Here is a 19,732-nt window from a genome sequence, read left to right on the forward strand (position 1 = left end):
TTGTTTCACACCGTTTCACTTGAGATTTAATAGTAAGGAGGCCTTTAAAATGAAAGGCACAGTAAAGTGGTTTAACGCAGAAAAAGGATTTGGATTTATTGAACGTGAAGATGGAGACGATGTATTCGTACATTTTTCTGCCATTCAAACGGAAGGTTTTAAGACACTAGATGACGGAGAAACCGTAGAATTTGAAATCGTTGAAGGCGACAGAGGCCCACAAGCGGCTAACGTTGTGCGTCAATAGAATACGAACTTGGATGGAAGCGGTTGCAAGATTGTAGCTGCTTCTTTTCTTTTATGTTGAATGTACATATTATCTAATGGAGAGGCAGCGGTGAATGAGATTGTTTCAAGTTGAAGTAGAGAAGAACCTCCATCTGCATCTCATTGAGATGCACCATGCCAATGATTTGTATGCGTGTGTACAGCGCGCCCGTGGTCACTTGAGACGCTGGCTTCCGTGGGTTGATCAAGTAAAGAGTGCATATGATTATGAGCCCATTATAACTGCCTGGCTCCAGCAGTTCGCAGAAGGTCGGGGGTTTAATGCCGCTATTCGTCATCACGGTAAGTTTGTCGGGATGGTCGGTTTGCATGACATCGATTGGGGAAGCAAAAAGACGACCCTAGGTTACTGGCTAGAAAAAGATGCGATAGGCAATGGCATTATGACGAAGACAGTGGCGAAATGTACCGACATTTTGTTTACAGAATATCAATTAAATCGAATTCAAATTAACTGTGGTGTAGAGAATTATGAGAGTCAAGGCATCCCAAAACGCCTAGGGTTTGAACTAGAAGGGATTGTAAGAGACGGCGAATGGCTGTATGACCATTACCATGACCTTTATCAATACAGTCTTCTTAAATCATCGTGGATTGAGCAGCAGGAACAATTAAAGGGGACGCTTTAGTATGATGGAAACAAATGACTATTTAAAATGGAAGAAGTGGGATCACGCTATTGTGAGTGTGCTATTCACAGTGGCTTATTTTTTGTATTTAATCGCGTTTGATGTGATGGCATTTTCTGTCGCTGTCCCACTATTAGGGGTTATCTTTATTGGTTGGGCAATCATTGAAGGGGCGAGCAAGCGGCCAATTATTGCGATGGTTATCCCGAAGTACCGCCAAGTGCTAGCCTTTGAACAAACGATCGCGCCCGAGTCTTACCATGACTACCGAGTGAGCTTTCGGGTAAGTTTGTGGTTCGTTGGAATTGCGCTTATTGTCATCGGACTTTTAGAAGAGTTTGATGTAATCAATGTCGATGAACAAGCTCTTGCGCTACCTGTCATTTATCCGCTCGCGTTAATTATCGTCAATTTTAACGTGCATTCCAGGTATAAGCGGATGATGAAAGAACGTAGCTTGTAATAAATTCTGACAAAAGGTCGTATATAAGAGATATAAGGATCAATCGTAAGATACTCTGATATTATTTCTTAATACGGCTTTTTTTCGTTAATGTCGAATAATGTTGCGATAATATCAAAGAATAAGGAAGTTTGAACCATTTTTTATATGTGATAAGATAAGTAAAAGCTACGGTCATTTGCATATTCAGGCGAATGACCGCGTAGTGATAACGTATAATAGAAATAATAAGAATCTTAGGGGGAAATTGACGAATGAGAAAATTCGGAGTTGTGAGCGTCACTGCATTTTCAGCGTTGATCCTTGCCGCATGTGGTGGCTCTTCTCTTGAAGACTATCAAGACAATGGTGTTACGCTTGGTGTAGCGAATGAGGAGCCGTACGGATACATAGATACTAGTACGGATGAAGCTACAGGAGCTAGTGCTGAGATTGCAAGAGCGGTCTTTGAACGAATGGATGTTGAAGTTGTAGATGCTGAAGTTTCAGACTGGGACAACTTAATTCCAAGTTTGAATGCAGGAAACTATGATGTTGTTACAGCGGGGATGGATGTGCAACCTGAGCGTTGTGATAACGCCTCTTTCGGTGAGCTAGAATACAGCTACGGTGAAGGCATGGCCGTAGCAGCGGGAAATCCTATGGACTTACACAGTTATGAAGATGCAGTGGAAGCGGGAGCAACCATCTCAGTCATGTCTGGTGCGAACCAAGTTGGATTTCTTGAAGACATCGCTGAAGAACAAGGTCTAGACCCGGATGCTGATCTCGATATTCTGCCCGCAAATGATATTCCTGGAAACATTGCTGCCGTTGAGTCTGGTGATGCCGACGTGACGGTTATGACAGATGCAACGATGAACTCGGCGATGGAGACAGCGAACGCAGATTTGATTGAACAACCGGAGAATTTCACAAACCCTGTTATTGGTGGGGAAGAACAAATTGCTTACGGTGCTGCTTTATTTAGAGATGATGATGACGATCTACGCGAGGCGTATAACGAAGCACTTGCAGAATTACAAGGTACCGATGAGTTTGTTGCCATTCTTGAAGAATTCGGCTTTAGTGAAGACAATGTCGTTGAAGGTGTGACGACGGAAGAACGTTGTGGTGCTGGCGCTGAAGACGAAGAAGACGATGAAGAGTAAGTAAAGCATCGATGACGTTTTGATAAAGCACGGTGGACGTTAAATGCCGCCGTGTTTTTTTCATTAGTAGCACACATGTCAGTTGTAGAGGAGAATGAAGATGTTCACGAACATCGATACGTTTTTGCCTTACATTTTAGGCGGTCTCTCAACGACCGTACAAGCATTTTTATTTGGCGCAGTGCTTGCGTATTCCATTGCCCTCGTCATGGGTTTAGCGAGAACGAGTCGATTAGCCATTGTTCGAGGTTTTGCAACGGTATTTGTGGAATTGTTTAGAGGAACGTCTTTGCTCGTGCAAATGTTCTTTTTCGCGTACGCTTTTCCCTCGCTTATGCCTTTTACCGTCTCTGCATTTGTTGCAGGGGGGCTAGCATTAGGTCTGAATTACGGTGCGTATGCCTCTGAAGTCGTTCGAGGGGCTGTACTCGCCGTACCAAAAGGGCAAACGGAAGCGGCCATTTCCTTAAACATGTCGAAATTCCAAACGATGAGAAGAGTCATCTTGCCGCAAGCGGTACGGCTTATGTTGCCTGGACTTGGCAATAATGCGATTGAACTGTTGAAAGGAACGTCGCTCGTCTATTTCATATCACTTGCAGATATGACGTTCAATGCGAATATCTTAAGAAGTTCTAACACATCACTTTCTGCTCAAGTTGAAATCTATACGTACTTATTGTTAACGTATTTCGTCTTGGCCTTACCGCTCGTATTCTTAACGAGGTGGCTTGAAAAGCGTGCTTCTAAAGGGGTGAGTACAGCATGACATGGGATTGGGCATTTGCATTTGAAATCTTTCCGCGAATCCTCGAAGGTGTTTGGATAACGATTGGTGCGACCGTTGCTGCCTACGCGATTTCGTTAACGCTCGGGCTTGTGCTGACGCTTTTAAGACGCTCGAGTTTTAAGCCGTTATCTCTACTCGTTGCGGGGATCATTGAATTTATCCGTGTCACCCCGCCGCTCGTGCAACTATTTTTCGTGTATTTTGCTTTTGATATGGGGCCCTTTTTAACAGGGGCGATTGTGCTCGGTGTTCACTATAGTACGTATGTATCCGAAGTGTACCGCTCAGGGATTAATTCGGTACCGAAGAGTCAATGGGAAGCAAGTAAAGCATTGAATTTCTCACGAGCACAAACATGGAAGAAGATTGTTTTACCTCAAGCGATCCCTCCGGTCATTCCGATGCTTGGAAACTACTTGATTGTCTTGTTTAAAGAAACGCCTCTTCTAATGGGTATCTATGTAATGGAAATGATGATGATTGCTCGTTCCATTGGAGCAGAAAGTTATCGCTTCCTAGAACCGATTACGATTGTTGGTTTTATTTTCCTTGTACTTAGTTACCCGTGTGCACTGTTCATACGATACTTGGAAAGAAAGTCAGGACAGTTACCTGGAAGCGCTGAAAAAGGAGTGAAGGCATAATGACTGAAGTTGATCATGCACAAAACGATCGTAAAGTTATCGTTAGTTATAAAGATGTAAAGAAAGCGTTTGGGGACAATGTCGTCTTGAATGATTTGAACTTAAATGTACACGAAGGTGAGAAGGTGGCACTGATCGGCCCTTCAGGGTCTGGAAAAACGACGATTATTCGTATGCTCATGACGTTGGAAGAACCGACAGAGGGAACGATTGAAGTAGATGGAGAAATGCTTTGGCATAAAGAAGTGAACGGAAAATTACAGCCAGCAGATGAAAAACACTTGCGAAAAGTGCGAGGGAAGATCGGGATGGTGTTCCAACAATACAATTTATTTCCTCACATGAGCATTATTCGCAACTGCACTGAAGCGCCGATTCATGTGCTCGGCTTGTCAAAAGAAGAAGCGACCGAACGAGCGAAACAAATGCTTGAGAAGGTAGGGCTTAGCGATAAGGTCGACATGTATCCTTCGCAGTTATCAGGTGGCCAACAGCAGCGAGTAGCGATTGCCAGGTCGCTAGTTATGCAGCCGAAAGTGTTGTTATTTGATGAGGTAACTGCAGCGCTTGACCCTGAGCTAGTTGGGGAGGTATTGGAAGTTATTAAAGATATTGCTGCAGAGGGAGAAACGACGATGATGCTCATCACTCACGAGATGGACTTTGCTCGAGATGTGGCTGATCGTGTATTGTTCCTAGATAATGGCTTAATTGCAGAGCATGGAACCCCTCATGACGTCATTGAGAATCCAACGAGTGACCGGTTGAAGTCGTTCTTAGGAAGATTTAATTCGTCACACGCGTAATAAGAGAAGAAAGATTTGGTGTTTCACCAAGTCTTTTTTTTCGTTATGATGTTTTTAGGAGTGGATGATGATGAATACGCAATTACGCGAACTTCAACCGTTAATTTATTGTATGACAAACGATGTCGTAACAAATTTTACAGCAAATGGCTTATTAGCGATCGGGGCGTCACCGGTCATGAGCAAAAACGCGCAAGAATCAGGACAACTTGCAGCCGCAGCCAATGGCCTGTTACTCAATACAGGTACGCTTACAGATGCACAATTAGAAGCGATGATTATCGCTGGAAAATCAGCGAACAAACATGGAGTACCAATCGTCTTAGACCCAGTCGCTGTTGGGGCAACGACGTATCGCACAGAGAGCGTTGAAAGACTACTAAAGGAAGTGGACATGACGGTTGTCCGCGGGAACGCTGGTGAAATCGCCTCGCTTCTTGGTGCCCATTCAGAGATTAAAGGCGTTGAGGGAATGAGCAATTTAGACCCTGCAACACTAGCAGAGCAAACGGCATGTAAGTTGCAAACAATCGTTTGCGTAACTGGAGAAACAGACGCCATCAGTGATGGCGCAACAACTTCGGTACTGACCCAAGGTCACGCTTGGCTAACTAAAGTAGTCGGGACTGGCTGCCTGCTCGGGGCCGTTATTGCAAGTTATGTGAGTGTGAAAAAAGATGATGCTACGGTGTTAACTACAGAAGCAGTACGAGACTATACAATAGCTGCCGAGCGGGCATATGAGACGAGTCAGTACGCTGGGATTGGGACCTTTCAAGCCCACTTCCTCGACGAGCTAAGCAAACAGACGTAGTCGTAATAATACAGAAGTGTCGGATGCGTGTTTAGTTGGCGCTGAAATTTCGCACGAGTGAAGTACGTTCTATTGTCGGGAGAATCAAACAGCTCGTTATACGCTAACGTACGGTAGGATCAATCTATGTAAGAGTGAAAGAGGAACCAACTAGGCAAACACTACGATCGAAGCAACGGTGAATGTGAACTACAGTCGAGGTAAAAGAAATACGAGAAACTGAAATTGTAGTGCACGCAAGGGTTGTACTCTTGTTATTGCAAGTAATGATGTGTATTGAACGTAACATTTTAAAGTGAAAAGGTTACACGACCCGTCACGTTCGCTTCGGCATTGAGCTGAGCGGGTCATACTAGCGGGAACTCCCGGCATCCAAGTATACGAAGAAGTTTGATATTATTCTCGGCAGAAGTTGAGGAGATTTTTGCTCACATAAACTTCTAGTTGTATTATATTTGGGAATGATTAGGAGATCTGCGATCTAGATCACCCCCGAAACGATCTAAATCACGTTAAAACGATAGATTTTTCCAGATACTGGGCGAACTAGATCATTTTCCTGATAATCTAGATCATTTTTCACTGTTTTCTACATCGATGGTGGCGGCGGTTGCTCGCATTTGGTAAATTTTAGGGGGTTGGCGATCTAGACCGCTTTAGAACACCACCGCGATCGATAAACGTTCCGTGCTTCATCGAACGTCAACGGTGTTTATTCAAATAAACCTCAAGTGCTCGCAAAATCTTTTCGTATATAGCTACTGAAGCAGAACGATGACAAGTTCAATAATCAATATGATTCGCACATAACAAAGTGCAGAGAGCGAGTAGAGCTCTCTGCACTTTGTTGATGTTTATACGTCACGCTTGGAGGATTGAATTAAAAAGACGAGCGCCATTGCGGCACTGACCGCAACCATAACGAGTGAAATTGAGAGAATGGCAACTAGTGCACCTGGATTCATGCTAAATCAACCTTTCTATGCATCGTATTCAATCTTTTCTTAATTTTAATTATAAAGGAATCCGGTGATTTTTCAATCAATTTTGACGAATGTTCTATGAGAACTGACCATACAAGCGTTGTGTTACTGAATAAAATAAGTATGGAGAGGAGGGGAAATATGAAAAGTTTTCATTGTCATTCATGTTCGTCTTGTAGCAAAAATACGTGTAGTTGCGTATGCGAAACATTAAAAGGGATCGCCAAGGAACAAGATCGTGTACAGAAGTCATGTGGCAACGGCTGTTATGAAAAATTGTTAAACCCAGAGCCTGTTTATGATACCGTTCCGTTAATTTTAACGACAAATATGAATCGGTTATTATACGCATTAGGTGATACACGTGAGGGTGAATCGTTTATTACTGTATTTTTTAGGGTAGACAGAGTAGATGGGAATTGTGCGGTTTTAGAGTTGCTTAGGCCTTTTCCTGAATTGGAGATACCAGCTGGTATGGCTGACGTCCCTTTAAATCAAGTTGTTCGAAATAATGATTTGTTGCTCGTCCGCACAGGGCAATGCACGATCGTGGACTGCGAATGTTTATGTACGCTAAAATGTCTTGATCCATCATTTGTAGAATAAATGAAACCATTGATGCAATGATACGTAAAAATAGTGTAGGATAGTACTAACGAATTTGGTCGAATTGTACAAGGAGATGATGTCATGAATGGATCATCAATTTTGAAGTGGATATCCGGTGGTTTGGAAGCGGTGCTTGCGATACCAGTTTTAGGTTTTTTTATTTATTGGACAATGGGTCCGACGCCAATGATCATCATGCTCGGTTTACACATTTTAACGCTTGTAATGAGTGTGAATGACGGGAAGAAGAAACACGGAAGCATCCTCGGTATTGTTACGGCATTTGTTGCATTTATCCCGGTCATTGGTATGATGATGCACGCCATATCGGCAACCCTTTTAATGGTAGATGCGAAACGATCTGAAAAAGCGATTGAAATGTAGATCGACACGACCCGGTGTCGGTCTTTTTTTATGTGCGGTATGTACATGAATTTCCGAACGACGAACGAAGGTGTTGTAGCGAATAGCCCTAGTCGCGTACCGTGAGTAAATGAGATAACAAGCGATAAAAGGTTGACGAAATGTGAACGACTACCTCCAGTCTTTTAATGGAGAAATCTTTATTTGCACAGCTTGGCGTGATGATTTTTCTACGGCTGCAGCTCGTAGCAAATCATTCCAATAAGATTACGTGTTTCTCGTATAACGGGCAGAGCGGTTCGGTATCAATTAATGTTTATTTTTTATATAACAGTTGTTTACTTTTTATTTTTGTTATAGTACAATGTGAATACGATACAAAGAGGAGGGTTCTTATGGAATTTGTGAAAATGACTGAATTATCTGCAATGCCAACGCGTTGTCAAGATTGTGGTGAGGTACTTCCTGCAGCAAACGATTCATTTTTCACCCAATGTGAACGCTGTCTTAGAAATGTTGAACATGAATAAAACGACTTTAGCTGCCAATGTTGGCGGCTTTTTTTGTCCATAAAAAACAAGGATGAGAAGAAGAGCTCTCATCCTCGGTGGTTCATTTAAAACTGTTCGGTTTCTGTTGAACCTGCAAGTGCAGTTGTGGAGGAAGTACCAGATGATATCGTTTGTGCAACTTCATCAAAATATCCGGTTCCTACTTCTCGTTGGTGCTTTGTCGCTGTGTAACCACGAGATTCCGCATCGAATTCATCTTGTTGCAATGTAGAATAGGCAGCCATCCCATGGTCTCTGTACTTGGAAGCAAGATCAAACATGCTGTAGTTCAAAGAATGAAAACCAGCGAGAGTAACAAATTGGAAACGGTAGCCCATTTCTGCTAACCGATCTTGAAATTGTTCAATCGTTTGCTCATCAAGATTCGCTTTCCAATTAAAGGAAGGTGAGCAGTTGTACGCAAGCATCTTGCCAGGGAATTTTTCATGAATGGCATCGGCAAACTGTTGAGCTTCCTCAAGGCTAGGCTTTGAGGTCTCACACCAGATCAAATCAGCGTACGGGGCGTAAGCTAGCCCTCTAGCAATTGCTTGATCAAGGCCTGCGTGAGTACGGTAGAAACCTTCTGGAGTGCGTTCACCTGTGATAAACTGATGATCTTCTGGGTCAATGTCACTCGTAATCAAGTCGGCCGCATCGGCATCTGTTCTAGCAATAATTACGGTAGGGACACCGGAAACATCAGCGGCAAGACGGGCCGCGACTAAGTTTTTGATCGCGTTTTGAGTTGGTAACAATACTTTGCCCCCTAAATGTCCACATTTCTTCTCTGAGGCGAGCTGGTCTTCAAGGTGAACGCCTGACGCACCTGCCTCAATCATTCCTTTTATCAATTCAAATACGTTAAGCTGACCGCCGAACCCTGCTTCTGCATCAGCGACGATCGGGACAAAATAATCGGTCTCGTCATTGCCTTCCATATGCTGAATTTGATCTGCTCGTTGCAGTGCATTATTAATCCGCTTTACGACTTGGGGGACGGAGTTCGCAGGATATAGGCTTTGGTCAGGATACATTTCACCTGACAGGTTTGCATCGGCTGCTACTTGCCATCCACTTAAATAGATGGCTTTTAATCCGGCTTTTACTTGTTGGACAGCTTGGTTGCCGGTCAATGCACCAAGAGCATGAACTTTATCCATATCATGAAGCTGAGCCCACAACTTGTTGGCACCCGTTTTGGCTAGCGTGTGTTCAATTTGCAAAGAACCGCGCAAACGGATGACTTCCTCAGCAGAATAAGGGCGATTGATCCCGTCCCAGCGGCTGTCATCTTTCCATTGATCGTTTAATGTTTTCACTTCAGTTTCGAAACTCATGAAAATCCTCTCCCTTTTTGTATTATAACAGTTTTTATATTATGTTAATTAATATATAACAACAACTGTTGTGTTGCAACAGTTTTTTTAGAAAAAAATAATTGTTCTGACAAAAATAGGCGGAAGTGTGCTGCGATCGCATGGGTTAGGGTGGGAGTTAAACGAGTCGATTCAATTGGTAACAATCACTTCACTGAGCGGATTTTCATGCCTGTGTGAGGGGACTAGTATTAAGCAAAAACATAAAAAAACCCGATCTTCTAGCATAGAAGATCGGGGTGGATGGATTTAGTTAAGGATCGTGACGTTCACTTGTTGTCTTCCGAAATTTAATGCTTCGTCTTTGGTCGCCATATGCAGGTCGATTTTATGACCATTAATCGCGCCACCAGTATCGCCGGCAATTGCTTCACCGTAGCCTTCAACATATACGCGGCTACCGAGAGGGATGATGTTTGGATCAACAGCAACTACATTGGCATGAGGGTCATTTCTAAGGTCAATGCCTGTTGCAGTAATACCGGAGCAACCGTTGCAATAAGCAGTATACGCGGTAGCTTCCATTGAAATTGTGGTGCCTTCTGGAGCTGAACTTGTTGATTCACTTGTCGTTTCTGCAGAAGCCGTCGCTTCTTCAGTCGTTTCAGTTGCTTCTTCGGTTGCTTCTTCATTTGCTGGTTCGCTTTCAACAGCTGGCTCTGGTTGTGGTGCTGTAAAGTTCATCATCGCGGAATACGTGGCAGGTCCTGCCAAACCGTCAATATGAATGCCAGCATCTGATTGGAAGCCTTTAACAGCGTCTTCTGTTAGTGGTCCGAAAATTCCGTCAATGGATCCGCCGTAATAACCAAATGATTGCAAGTCTTCTTGTAAATATTCAACGAGTACATTTTCATCATCTTTTTCTAATACTGAAAGGGCCCCTAGTGTTTGCGGTCCAGCAATGCCGTCAATGAGCAGACTCGCGTCTTCTTGGAAAACTGTAACGGCTTCTTCTGTCGTCTCATCAAAAACTCCATTTATGGACCCATCTTCTAAGTACTCTTCTTCAACGAGTAACTCTTGCAGAAGTTCTACATGTTCTTCGTGCTCAGTCCCATCACTTAACTTTTCACTTCCGAATTCACTGGCGTCTGCAGTAATAGGTAGGAAAGCGAAAACAAATCCGGCGGCTAAGGCAGTCATACTAAAATGTTTCACCACATTTGGTGTTTGCATTTTCTTCATGAAGCAAACTCCTCCTCATTGCGTTCGTTAGTTTTAGGTTTGTGTACCTACAACTAGCATCCTAGCAAGCTTTCACTTCTGGACACAAGAGGGTTTGCTACTTTTTAACCGGATTGAAACGGCCTTGTAATAAGGGAAATCTATCTTTCAAAAAAAGCGGATATGCGTAACATACCCGCTTTTTACAAGGTTTTGAGGAACGAAGGGGAGCGAAGTCGAACGACCGTTCATTACGACGTGTTGTTTCGAGGAGGTTCGTCATCGATAAACCCGTGTTTAATAAACTGTTCGATATCCTGAATGACGCCAATATCTTTTAAGATCGTAAGCACAACAAGTAGCGCAGGGCCAAGGAATAACCCGATCACACCGAGAATTTGAAACCCAACAAAGAGAGAGAACAGAACCGCTAGCGTGTTCAAATTCATACTTACGGACAGGACTTTAGGCTCTAATGATTGTCGAACGATGACAACGACGACGTATAAGACGAGTATCGAAATGCCTAAGAAGATTTCTCCAGAAATTACCAGATAGATTCCCCAAGGAATGAGAATCGTTCCTGTTCCTAAATAGGGGAGAATTTCTGCAACACCGGTAATCAAAGCCATCGTTATCGCATTCTCAACGCCGAGGATTAATAGCCCGATGAGCACGACGACTGTCGTTATGATCATTAAGATTAATTGAGCTCGGATAAATCCCCATACACGAGTCTTAACTTCTTGAACGAACAGCGTAAATTTCGTTTGGATGCCAACAGGCACTCTACTTTGCAAACTTGCTTTCATCGTTCCTACATCTTTACCAATGAAGTAAACAGCAAGGATGACGAAAATAAATGCAAATAAAAATGCAGGGATACCGGAAACAACATTTGTGAGTCCGTTTGCTAACGATTGTGCAACGTTACCAATAATGTTCCCTAGTTGGTTCCCTAGTTCTGTTATTCCTTGTTGAAGGGTTTGTTGCTGTTCAACATTTAAGTTATCAATGAACCAATTCATTTCTGTCCAAATCGGTAGTACGAAACTGTTAAACATTTCTTGTAGCTGGGCTGCGCCTTGTTCAATCCACCCCGGTAGCTCATGTGAAATCTGCTGGAAAATATAAATGATAAGGAACGTAATTCCAGTGATCACACCACCAAGTACAGAGATACCGATTAATACAGTCGTTAGTGATGCGAGCGTTGATGGAAACTTAAGCCTAATCTTCAATAGTCGTAAAAGCGGTGCAAACATCCAAGCGATCAGTGCAGCAATTACAAAAGGGTAGGTAATTGTGAAAAGGTAAGCACTCACTAAGATGATGAGAATGGCAATTAAAATTACACTTACTGCTCGCAATGAAATCCATGCTTGTTCTTTAGTCATTGTCTGTTCGCCCTTTCTAAACAAGGGATGGACACCTAGTATATCAAAACATTACATATCAAGGTAACGGATGCAACATCTGGCTTGTACATCTTTCATTATATGTAAGCAGACGTTAGGTTAATCCTTACAATTGAGACAAATAGATGAGAGGGGTTTTGAATGCCAAGTTCAAACCCCTCTCATCAGTTGTTACGATTGTGCGTGCCCAGCTAGTACATACAATACAACGGTGGAAGCGAGATGGGAAGAGAAGTCTGTTTGGTCTTGTTGTGGATAAACTTCCACGAAGTCCATTCCGCATAGCCCTTGTTTACCAAGCTCATGAATCACAGTGAGCAACTCATAGGAGGTAAGACCGTTAGTATCAACCGGTCCACCTGGATTGTACGCATGGTCTAACACATCACTACATATGGAAAGATATACAGCATCTGTACCTTTTGAAGCTTGTTCATACATATCTCTAGCTAGTTGCCGTAAATCCTTTGTTTCTTTAAATTCATTCACAGTGCGAGTAATTGCCCCAGCTTTCTTGGCGAACTTTCCACTTTCTGGCTTATTTCGTGGTCCGTGAATTCCCGCGTGAACGAGTGCAGTATTCTCTACCGCATCAAGCTCATATAGTCGAGCAAATGGGGTATTTCGTGCATACAAATCACCATTGAAATCTGGCATGTTGTCATAGTGAGCATCTAGATGAATGATACCGAGTTTTTTGCCGGGGTTTGTCTCAGCCCAGCCTTTTAGAATTGGATAGGTAATGCTATGATCCCCGCCTAAAGCGACTGGGAAGACGTCTTGCTCCCAAGTATGTTTAGAAAATGACGTAATCCGTTGCATCGTATTTTCCACTTCAGCTGGAATGACATCAACATCACCCATATCTGATAGCTTGAGGTGTTCAAACACATCAATATCGTCAAGCTCAGGTAAATATCCACTATACCTCGCAGAAGCAAGGCGCATTGATTTTGGACCGAGCTCAACCCCAGTGTAGTCTCCCCACGTCACTCCCCCTTCCCAAGGAACGCCGTATACGACGACATCGGTATCTTTGATATTTTTGTCAATTGCCCATTTAGCTCCTAAAAAACATGGCGTATTCCCATATACATAAGCACTCATTCGATACTCTCTCCCAACATGATTAGCTAGTAATTAACGTAATGAGATCTTCTCGGTCAATGGCACCAAAATATTTTTTGGTGTCTAACTGCTCAACAGCAACTCGAATGTCTTCTTCTTTGTAGCGGGTGCCAACAAAATGTGCCTCAGCTTCTTCTATTTCTCCAGTGCCGAAGAAATCACCAAAAATATTCATCTCCGAGATGACCCCTTTTTTCACTTTAAAACGAAAATCCACGAGCCCAGCTTGGAACTTTTTCGAACGCTTAATATCGTAAGAAGGGGATTTCCCGTAGTTCCATTCCCATTTTTGATACCGTTCTTCGGAAATTTGCTTGATCTTTTCCCAGTCTTCATCCGTTAACGTGTAACGCGAGAAATTAGCGTCCCCAGCAAAAATCGATTGGAGAAGACGTTCCTTAAATTCTTCCATACTTAAAGGCGCTTCAATAAATTCGTTAATGTTCGCGACGCGGCTACGTATGGATTTAATCCCTTTTGAACGAATCTTCTCGTCGCTTACATTTAGAGCAGACACGACATTTTCAATTTCAGAGTCCAGCATCAATGTGCCGTGACTAAACATTCGCCCTTTTGTCGCAAACTGGGCATTACCAGAAATCTTCCGCCCATCTGCATGTAAATCATTCCGACCGCTTAACTCAGCAGGTACGCCCATTTGCTGGAGTGCTTCCACAACGGGCTCGGTGAATTTCTTAAAGTTACTAAAACTATTCCCATCATCATTTGTAATGAAACTAAAGTTTAAGTTGCCAAGATCATGATAAACAGCACCACCACCAGATAAACGGCGAACGACGTGCAAGTTATGGTCGTTTACGTAGTCACGATTTATTTCTTCAATCGTATTCTGGTTTTTACCGATTATAATAGAAGGTTCATTAATGTAAAAAAGCAAATACACATCATGCTCGTCAAAATGTGTAAGGATGTACTCTTCGATTGCTAAGTTTATTCGTGGGTCTGTCGTGTTTGCATTATCAACAAAAATCATAAAAACATCCTCCTTCATCTATCATCTATTGTATAGAAGCTCGCGAATGTTTGCACGTATCGGCGTATATTTATGATATACTAATTTGAAAATAAGGAGTGATGAGTCGTGACTGTACTTAAGCAAATTGCGATGGATAATGTCCAGGAAATTGTCCAGCACGTATCCGCGCGTAAAGTAGAATGCATTGTCGCAGCGGTCCTATTGGCTATAGCTGCTGTCATCGGTTGGTTAACAACGGGGATTATTGACTCGGGCCGAAATGGCATTATTCGCTTTTATATCGGTGGAACGTTTTCATTTTTCGTAATGTTTATGATTTATTTGTACATTGATCAGTTGTTGTCATTAAAGAAAGCGTAAATGACAGGCTTTTTTTGCACTTTTACTTTATATCTGTCAAAATCCCTCATAGGTGTCTATGCTGGGATTTTGTTATGTGCAATGTATTCTGTGAGATGAACGGAAATTATTTAAATAACAACCTCATTAAAGGGTGTGAGAAAATTGAATCGAACGTTATCTAAATCAGCAGTTTTTATCATGTTATTCGCGCTAGTCGTCGTCGTTGTTGTAAATGCGATGGCAAATGGATTGCCAATCAATGGACAAACGACAGGTGAAATTGCCGACCAGATCGGCTTGCTGTTCATTCCGCCAGGTTATGTATTTTCAATATGGGGACTTATATATGTGCTTCTACTGATCTGGCTAGCTAAATTCATGACGTCAAATGGACGAAGAAAGTCATTTGCTCCGGCGCTGTTGTACCCGTTTTTAGGAAGTGCACTCGGAAATGTTGGGTGGCTAATTAGCTTTCATTATGAATGGTTCTACGTGACGATGTTGTTTATGTTGTTGCTGCTATTTTCACTCATTCGCTTACATTGGTTAATTTCAAACGCAAGAGACCGTGGTCCTTTTGACTTGTTTCCAATTTCTGTCTATATCGGTTGGATATCAATTGCAACAATCTTAAATGTAGGTATTGTGCTTGTAGCGATGGGCGTAGACCCGATTGAAGGGATCATTGTTTCAGGCCAAGTATGGACCATCATCGTATTAATTATCGGGGTTGTACTCGCTGTAACATTCATGAACAGATGCAAAGATGCAATTTACCCGCTCGTTTTTATATGGGCATATATCGGCATTGGGATTGAACGCGCCGAAGGGTTTGAAATCATTTCAATGACGTGTTGGATTCTCGTAGTCGTGATGAGCATCATGACTCTAATTCACCTTATTAAGAGAAGGTAGGTTACACGTGCTTCAAAAAGGGAAGGGTGTACTGTAAGAAAGGAATGATAAAGATGGCAGTTACGAAAGAAGATATTCACCAACTCGTCGATCGTTTAAAAGAAGATCAGTTAGATGAAGTGTATGAACATGTGAAGGATCTCTTAGAAGGAGAGCAAGTTGACTTTACTGATAGTGAAATTGAGGGGCTTGTAGACCAAGACGAATACTATAAAGATGAAGAACAAGCATCAGACGTGCAAAAACAACAAGATCTTTCTGTACGCGAGAAGTTATAGGATAGGCAAGTGTCCCGGATATACAGTCTGGGGCATTTTTGTGTGATATCAGCTAAATGTATTAGAAGTTCGCACAAATTGTATAGACTATGGGTGGAAGATGTGAAAGTTTGTGAAAGCAGTTTTTTTTGTTTAGTTCGGTTTGAAAATGGAAAAATGATAACTAGAGCACAACAAAGTAAAAAAAAATCTACGTATTTTATTTAGGAGGAAATGAATCATGAATAAAAAGTTATTATACGGTGCACTATCAGGTGTTTTTGCAGTCGGAATGCTAGCAGCATGTGGTGATGATGCAGAAGATCCAGCAGGCGATGACATGAACGGAGACGGCGGCGCACCTGAAGAACCAGGCGACGACGATATGGACGGCGGCATGGATGATGACATGGGCGACGATGATATGGACGATATGGATGATACAGAAGACGATCTTGATTTAGATGAAGATATGGATGAAGATATGGATGAAGATATGGAAGATGACGACGATATGTAATCATCTGTAAGAGCTGACCGATTTTAGGTCAGCTCTTTCTCTTTTTAAAGAGAGTGGCGGCATGATATGATATGTCCGGATAGGAAGGGGATGACCTCGTGAAAAAAAAGAAATGGTATGTTGTATGGAAAGGGCGTTCACCGGGCATCTATGAAACCTGGGCGGAATGTGAGAAGCAAGTAAAAGGGTATCAAGGGGCAAGGTATAAATCGTATCCGTCACTTCAAGAAGCAAAAGCAGAATACAAACAAGGGTATCAAAGTCCAAATTCTAGTGGACTGGTCAAACGCTCAACGACGACCATATCACCTATAGAAGAAAGTGTCAGTGTAGACGCAGGCACCCATGGGAATCCTGGGCCTGTAGAATACCAAGGCGTATACACAAAAGATGGAAAGCTTCTGTTTAAGAAAGAAGCGTATCCGCTTGGCACAAACAATATGGCTGAATTTCTTGCGATTGTGCATGCATTTAAATTTTTGCATAACAACAAAATGAATGTTCCGGTTTATACGGATTCACAAACGGCGATGGGTTGGGTGAAAGCGAAGAAAGCGAAAGCAACGCTCGTTCGAAATGAGAAGAGTGTTGCGATTTGGGACGACGTGCAGGAGGCGGAACAATGGTTGCGTGACCATAATCCATCGTTTACGTTACTCAAATGGGATACAAAAGCCTGGGGTGAAATTAAAGCGGACTATGGCAGAAAATAGCCGTATGTTTGAGGAAACGTTTTGATAGGGAATATAATGATAAGTCATTGAACGAGGAGGTTAAACAGCATGAAAAAGCAAACGGCGACCTTTGCTGGTGGGTGTTTTTGGTGTATGGTAGGTCCATTTCAAGCGGAAGATGGCGTGATGAGTGTCCGCTCGGGTTATACTGGAGGCCATACGAAAAATCCGACGTACAAGGAAGTTTGTTCGGATACAACTGGTCATGTAGAAGCGATTGAAATTGTATTTAATGAAGACGTGGTCAGTTACAAGCGTCTGTTGACTATTTTTTGGCAGAACATTGATCCTACAGACGGTGGTGGACAATTTAACGATCGTGGTGAATCGTATGAAACAGCGGTTTTCTACCATAATGAGGAACAGCAAACACTAGCGGAACAATCAAGAAAAGATTTGCAAGAAAACGGTCCGTTTACAGGAGAGATTGTCACACCGATTCGTCCGGCAGCACCGTTTTATGATGCCGAAGAAGAGCATCAAGATTATCACTTAAAAAACCCTTTCCATTATCAATTGTACAAAAGAGGATCTGGTAGGCAAGGATTTATCCAAAAGCATTGGGGGAATGAATGATGACGGAACGTCAAGATCAAAACCTTAAAGAAAAACTTACGAAAATGCAGTATGAAGTGACTCAAAATGATGCAACTGAACCTCCGTTTCAAAATGAGTATTGGAATCATTTTGAAGAAGGGTTGTATGTGGATATCATATCTGGCAAGCCTTTGTTTACGTCTAAAGAGAAATTCGAGTCGAGCTGTGGCTGGCCGAGCTTTACGAAGCCGGTAGATGAAAAGGTTGTGGCTGAGAAGGTAGATACATCTCACGGGATGAGAAGAACAGAAGTGAGAAGCCACGATGCAGATTCACACCTAGGTCATGTATTCCCTGATGGTCCGGGACCAGAGGGACTCCGTTATTGCATCAACTCAGCATCGATTCGCTTTATCCCTTATGATCAGTTGGATGAGTTTGGGTACGGAGAATATAAGAACAGGATCAAAGATAAGTAGAATGAATGAACATTCCAGATTACTATCGCGAGAATACTTCTTGGAGCATCCCGATGCGTATCGCGAGTATTATGAGTTGCCCGCTGATGTAGATCATGAACTTCAGCGGGTTTTGCTTAACGGTAAACAGATTGCTTTTCAATATTTCGTCCCAGATAAGTGTGAGCAGTTCGTTTTATTTTTGCACGGGTTTATGGACCATGTCGGCCCTCAAGGTCCATTTATTCGTCGCTTAGTTAACGAAAATATAGGAGTGCTCGCGATCGACTTCCCAGGACACGGGCTTTCAGAAGGAGATCGATATCATATTGATGATTTTGATCGGTATGAAGAAGTGTTAGAAGAAGGGTTGGCACAACTCATTCAAAGAGGATACGGTGATCCTTTCGTTATTGGCCATAGTACGGGTGGAGGCATCGCTTCGAATTATTTATGGAATGATGAAAGACTCTTTCGTATTAAGAAGTTAGTTTTAGTTGCGCCACTTGCGAGAACTAAGGGTTGGTTTACAACGAAGTTGGGGAGTGTGTTTATCGATCTTTTTAGCGACGATGTTCCGCGGAAGTTTCGAGCAAACTCAGGGGATGAAGGGTTTGTTGATAAGCAACGGACGGACCCTTTACAAGAAGACCGAATTCCTCTCGATTGGGTCAAAGCGATGGTTGATTGGGAGAAATCTTTTCGAAAAGATAGCTCTCGGAAAGAGTCAACGCCAATTGTCATTTTTCAAGGCACAGAAGATGGGACCGTGAGCTGGGAGTATAACTTGAAGTTCTATGACCGAAGGTTTGCCAATAAGAAGATCATCCTCATTGACGGTGGGGAGCATCAATTGCTTAATGAAACAGAAGCGATTAAACAGATGGTTTATTCATTAATCGTTCGAGAAATAAAAAATAAAAAGAGGCACAAATAATGGGCCTCTTCTTTTCTTGCATAATTAAGCTTCTTTCTTTGAGAAGCTTCTTTTCTTTAAGCGGCGCAATTGACGATCTTCAACACGTTGTTCAATTGCATTTAACATATCTCTATCTCTCTCAAGGTCTTGTTTATTCTGGTCTACAAGCTCTGAAAATGAGGTTCGGAATGGTCTGCGCATGGTTCTCCGTCCTTTTAATTAGTATATTCAAAGAAGAAGGTTTTTCCTTCTTGTAAGATTATTTTACCCTATTCTCCCTACTTTAAACATTGATAAATTGTTACAATTTGAAGAAAATGCGATATGATGACAGAAGTTTGACGAAATAATCTTCAGACTTGAACGGTTTAAATCAAATGTTTGTAATGTATAATAGAAGTAATTCATTTTAAATCGGAGGGATCATCTTGACAAAAAGCAAAAAGCAATGGACATTTTGGGTTATCATCGGAGGGATTTCAGCAGCATTGAGCTATGTGCTGTTGAATAAGAATACGAGAGAAAAGACCGTCACCTATGTGAAGGAAGGTGCGCAGTTCGTTGACGAAACGAGTCGATTTGTAAAAGATAACCAAGAAGAAATTCGTACCCTTATTCGAGAAACGACCGATAAAGTGAATGCACTTGTAAACGTTGCAAGCAGAGACGTAGAAGAAATAGCCAAGCACACCTCCCATTTAAAAACGACTGCGACAGACTTTATTGATACAGCAAAAACGGCTGCAAATGAATTAAAACATCAAAAGCAAGTAGAAGAAACGCCACTTGATCTGCCTACAGAAACCGGTGAGAAAAAGAATGTTTAATGTCCTCTAGCTGCGGTAATACATACTATAATTGCAGCTAAGG

26 protein-coding genes are annotated in these 19,732 nt (G+C 42.3%); 20 read left to right on the forward strand and 6 right to left on the reverse strand.

Annotated features, from left to right (window positions below; all coding sequences use genetic code 11):
* Positions 1-49 precede the first annotated feature (49 nt).
* The 11 genes from ACE1TF_RS11405 to ACE1TF_RS11455 all read left to right on the forward strand — a co-directional run bounded on the left by ACE1TF_RS11405 (position 50) and on the right by ACE1TF_RS11455 (position 8,070).
* Positions 50-247: a cold shock domain-containing protein gene (locus ACE1TF_RS11405; protein ID WP_042400300.1), complete on the forward strand. Its 198-nt coding sequence runs from the start codon at positions 50-52 to the stop codon at positions 245-247.
* 100 nt (positions 248-347) lie between these two features.
* Positions 348-917, forward strand: coding sequence for a GNAT family N-acetyltransferase (locus ACE1TF_RS11410; protein WP_042400377.1), 570 nt, complete (start codon positions 348-350; stop codon positions 915-917).
* 1 nt (position 918) lies between these two features.
* On the forward strand, positions 919-1,380 hold the full coding sequence (locus ACE1TF_RS11415; protein WP_375016810.1) for a hypothetical protein: 462 nt from the start codon (positions 919-921) through the stop codon (positions 1,378-1,380).
* A 254-nt stretch (positions 1,381-1,634) separates the two neighbouring features.
* Complete coding sequence (locus ACE1TF_RS11420) at positions 1,635-2,531, forward strand: transporter substrate-binding domain-containing protein (protein ID WP_375016812.1); 897 nt, start codon at positions 1,635-1,637, stop codon at positions 2,529-2,531.
* 100 nt (positions 2,532-2,631) lie between these two features.
* Positions 2,632-3,300, forward strand: a complete 669-nt coding sequence (gene ehuC / locus ACE1TF_RS11425; RefSeq protein WP_042400309.1) for an ectoine/hydroxyectoine ABC transporter permease subunit EhuC — start codon at positions 2,632-2,634, stop codon at positions 3,298-3,300.
* A complete protein-coding gene (ehuD, locus tag ACE1TF_RS11430) occupies positions 3,297-3,965 on the forward strand; it encodes an ectoine/hydroxyectoine ABC transporter permease subunit EhuD (protein ID WP_375016814.1) in 669 nt (222 codons plus the stop codon). Before ehuC ends, ehuD begins: the two co-directional genes overlap by 4 nt.
* Complete coding sequence (gene ehuA / locus ACE1TF_RS11435; RefSeq protein WP_375016816.1) at positions 3,965-4,771, forward strand: ectoine/hydroxyectoine ABC transporter ATP-binding protein EhuA; 807 nt, start codon at positions 3,965-3,967, stop codon at positions 4,769-4,771. The genes ehuD and ehuA overlap by 1 nt, the downstream gene beginning before the upstream one ends.
* A gap of 70 nt (positions 4,772-4,841) precedes the next feature.
* On the forward strand, positions 4,842-5,585 hold the full coding sequence (thiM, locus tag ACE1TF_RS11440; protein WP_375016818.1) for a hydroxyethylthiazole kinase: 744 nt from the start codon (positions 4,842-4,844) through the stop codon (positions 5,583-5,585).
* A 1,124-nt stretch (positions 5,586-6,709) separates the two neighbouring features.
* Positions 6,710-7,174 (forward strand): CotY/CotZ family spore coat protein, encoded by a 465-nt coding sequence (locus tag ACE1TF_RS11445; protein WP_042400315.1) that lies wholly within the window; start codon positions 6,710-6,712, stop codon positions 7,172-7,174.
* Between the two features lie 84 nt (positions 7,175-7,258).
* Positions 7,259-7,561 (forward strand): hypothetical protein, encoded by a 303-nt coding sequence (locus ACE1TF_RS11450; protein WP_375016820.1) that lies wholly within the window; start codon positions 7,259-7,261, stop codon positions 7,559-7,561.
* Positions 7,562-7,935: 374 nt separating this feature from the next.
* Entirely contained in the window at positions 7,936-8,070 is a 135-nt protein-coding gene (locus ACE1TF_RS11455) for a hypothetical protein (RefSeq protein WP_255357884.1), read from the forward strand.
* A gap of 86 nt (positions 8,071-8,156) precedes the next feature.
* On the opposite strand, the gene aceA is transcribed toward ACE1TF_RS11455, so the two are convergent.
* The 5 genes from aceA to lplA form a co-directional block, all read right to left on the reverse strand.
* Positions 8,157-9,431 carry an isocitrate lyase gene (aceA, locus tag ACE1TF_RS11460; RefSeq protein WP_375016822.1) on the reverse strand — a complete coding sequence of 425 codons (1,275 nt, stop codon included), beginning with the start codon at positions 9,429-9,431 and terminating at the stop codon, positions 8,157-8,159.
* A gap of 288 nt (positions 9,432-9,719) precedes the next feature.
* Positions 9,720-10,658: a peptidoglycan-binding protein gene (locus ACE1TF_RS11465; protein ID WP_375016824.1), complete on the reverse strand. Its 939-nt coding sequence runs from the start codon at positions 10,656-10,658 to the stop codon at positions 9,720-9,722.
* Positions 10,659-10,888: 230 nt separating this feature from the next.
* Complete coding sequence (gene ytvI / locus ACE1TF_RS11470) at positions 10,889-12,034, reverse strand: sporulation integral membrane protein YtvI (protein ID WP_042400323.1); 1,146 nt, start codon at positions 12,032-12,034, stop codon at positions 10,889-10,891.
* 192 nt (positions 12,035-12,226) lie between these two features.
* The gene (locus ACE1TF_RS11475) at positions 12,227-13,162 is read right to left on the reverse strand and encodes an agmatinase family protein (protein ID WP_375016826.1); all 936 of its coding nucleotides are present in this window, start codon (positions 13,160-13,162) and stop codon (positions 12,227-12,229) included.
* 22 nt (positions 13,163-13,184) lie between these two features.
* Positions 13,185-14,177 carry a lipoate--protein ligase gene (gene lplA, locus ACE1TF_RS11480; protein WP_375016828.1) on the reverse strand — a complete coding sequence of 331 codons (993 nt, stop codon included), beginning with the start codon at positions 14,175-14,177 and terminating at the stop codon, positions 13,185-13,187.
* Between the two features lie 108 nt (positions 14,178-14,285).
* Here lplA and ACE1TF_RS11485 point away from each other — a divergent pair, with 108 nt between their 5' ends.
* From ACE1TF_RS11485 to ACE1TF_RS11520, 8 genes are all read left to right on the forward strand, one after another.
* Entirely contained in the window at positions 14,286-14,540 is a 255-nt protein-coding gene (locus ACE1TF_RS11485) for a hypothetical protein (protein WP_042400327.1), read from the forward strand.
* Between the two features lie 144 nt (positions 14,541-14,684).
* On the forward strand, positions 14,685-15,437 hold the full coding sequence (locus ACE1TF_RS11490) for a tryptophan-rich sensory protein (RefSeq protein WP_375016830.1): 753 nt from the start codon (positions 14,685-14,687) through the stop codon (positions 15,435-15,437).
* 53 nt (positions 15,438-15,490) lie between these two features.
* The gene (locus tag ACE1TF_RS11495) at positions 15,491-15,715 is read left to right on the forward strand and encodes a hypothetical protein (RefSeq protein WP_375016832.1); all 225 of its coding nucleotides are present in this window, start codon (positions 15,491-15,493) and stop codon (positions 15,713-15,715) included.
* A 220-nt stretch (positions 15,716-15,935) separates the two neighbouring features.
* Positions 15,936-16,214, forward strand: coding sequence for a DNA primase (locus tag ACE1TF_RS11500; RefSeq protein ID WP_375016834.1), 279 nt, complete (start codon positions 15,936-15,938; stop codon positions 16,212-16,214).
* Positions 16,215-16,312: 98 nt separating this feature from the next.
* Positions 16,313-16,927, forward strand: coding sequence for a ribonuclease H1 domain-containing protein (locus ACE1TF_RS11505; protein ID WP_375016836.1), 615 nt, complete (start codon positions 16,313-16,315; stop codon positions 16,925-16,927).
* Between the two features lie 69 nt (positions 16,928-16,996).
* Positions 16,997-17,524, forward strand: a complete 528-nt coding sequence (gene msrA / locus ACE1TF_RS11510; protein WP_042400338.1) for a peptide-methionine (S)-S-oxide reductase MsrA — start codon at positions 16,997-16,999, stop codon at positions 17,522-17,524.
* Positions 17,524-17,964, forward strand: a complete 441-nt coding sequence (gene msrB, locus ACE1TF_RS11515; RefSeq protein ID WP_375016839.1) for a peptide-methionine (R)-S-oxide reductase MsrB — start codon at positions 17,524-17,526, stop codon at positions 17,962-17,964. Before msrA ends, msrB begins: the two co-directional genes overlap by 1 nt.
* Position 17,965: 1 nt before the next feature.
* Positions 17,966-18,880 (forward strand): alpha/beta fold hydrolase, encoded by a 915-nt coding sequence (locus tag ACE1TF_RS11520; RefSeq protein WP_375016841.1) that lies wholly within the window; start codon positions 17,966-17,968, stop codon positions 18,878-18,880.
* Positions 18,881-18,904: 24 nt separating this feature from the next.
* Here ACE1TF_RS11520 and ACE1TF_RS11525 read toward each other — a convergent pair whose 3' ends face one another.
* Entirely contained in the window at positions 18,905-19,063 is a 159-nt protein-coding gene (locus tag ACE1TF_RS11525; protein ID WP_152549014.1) for an FbpB family small basic protein, read from the reverse strand.
* 227 nt (positions 19,064-19,290) lie between these two features.
* Between ACE1TF_RS11525 and ACE1TF_RS11530 the strand changes: the two genes are divergently transcribed.
* Complete coding sequence (locus ACE1TF_RS11530) at positions 19,291-19,689, forward strand: hypothetical protein (protein WP_375016843.1); 399 nt, start codon at positions 19,291-19,293, stop codon at positions 19,687-19,689.
* The last annotated feature ends 43 nt before the right edge of the window (positions 19,690-19,732 follow it).

It is taken from the genome of Geomicrobium sp. JSM 1781026 (assembly GCF_041949955.1).
GTDB lineage: Bacteria > Bacillota > Bacilli > Bacillales > Marinococcaceae > Geomicrobium_A.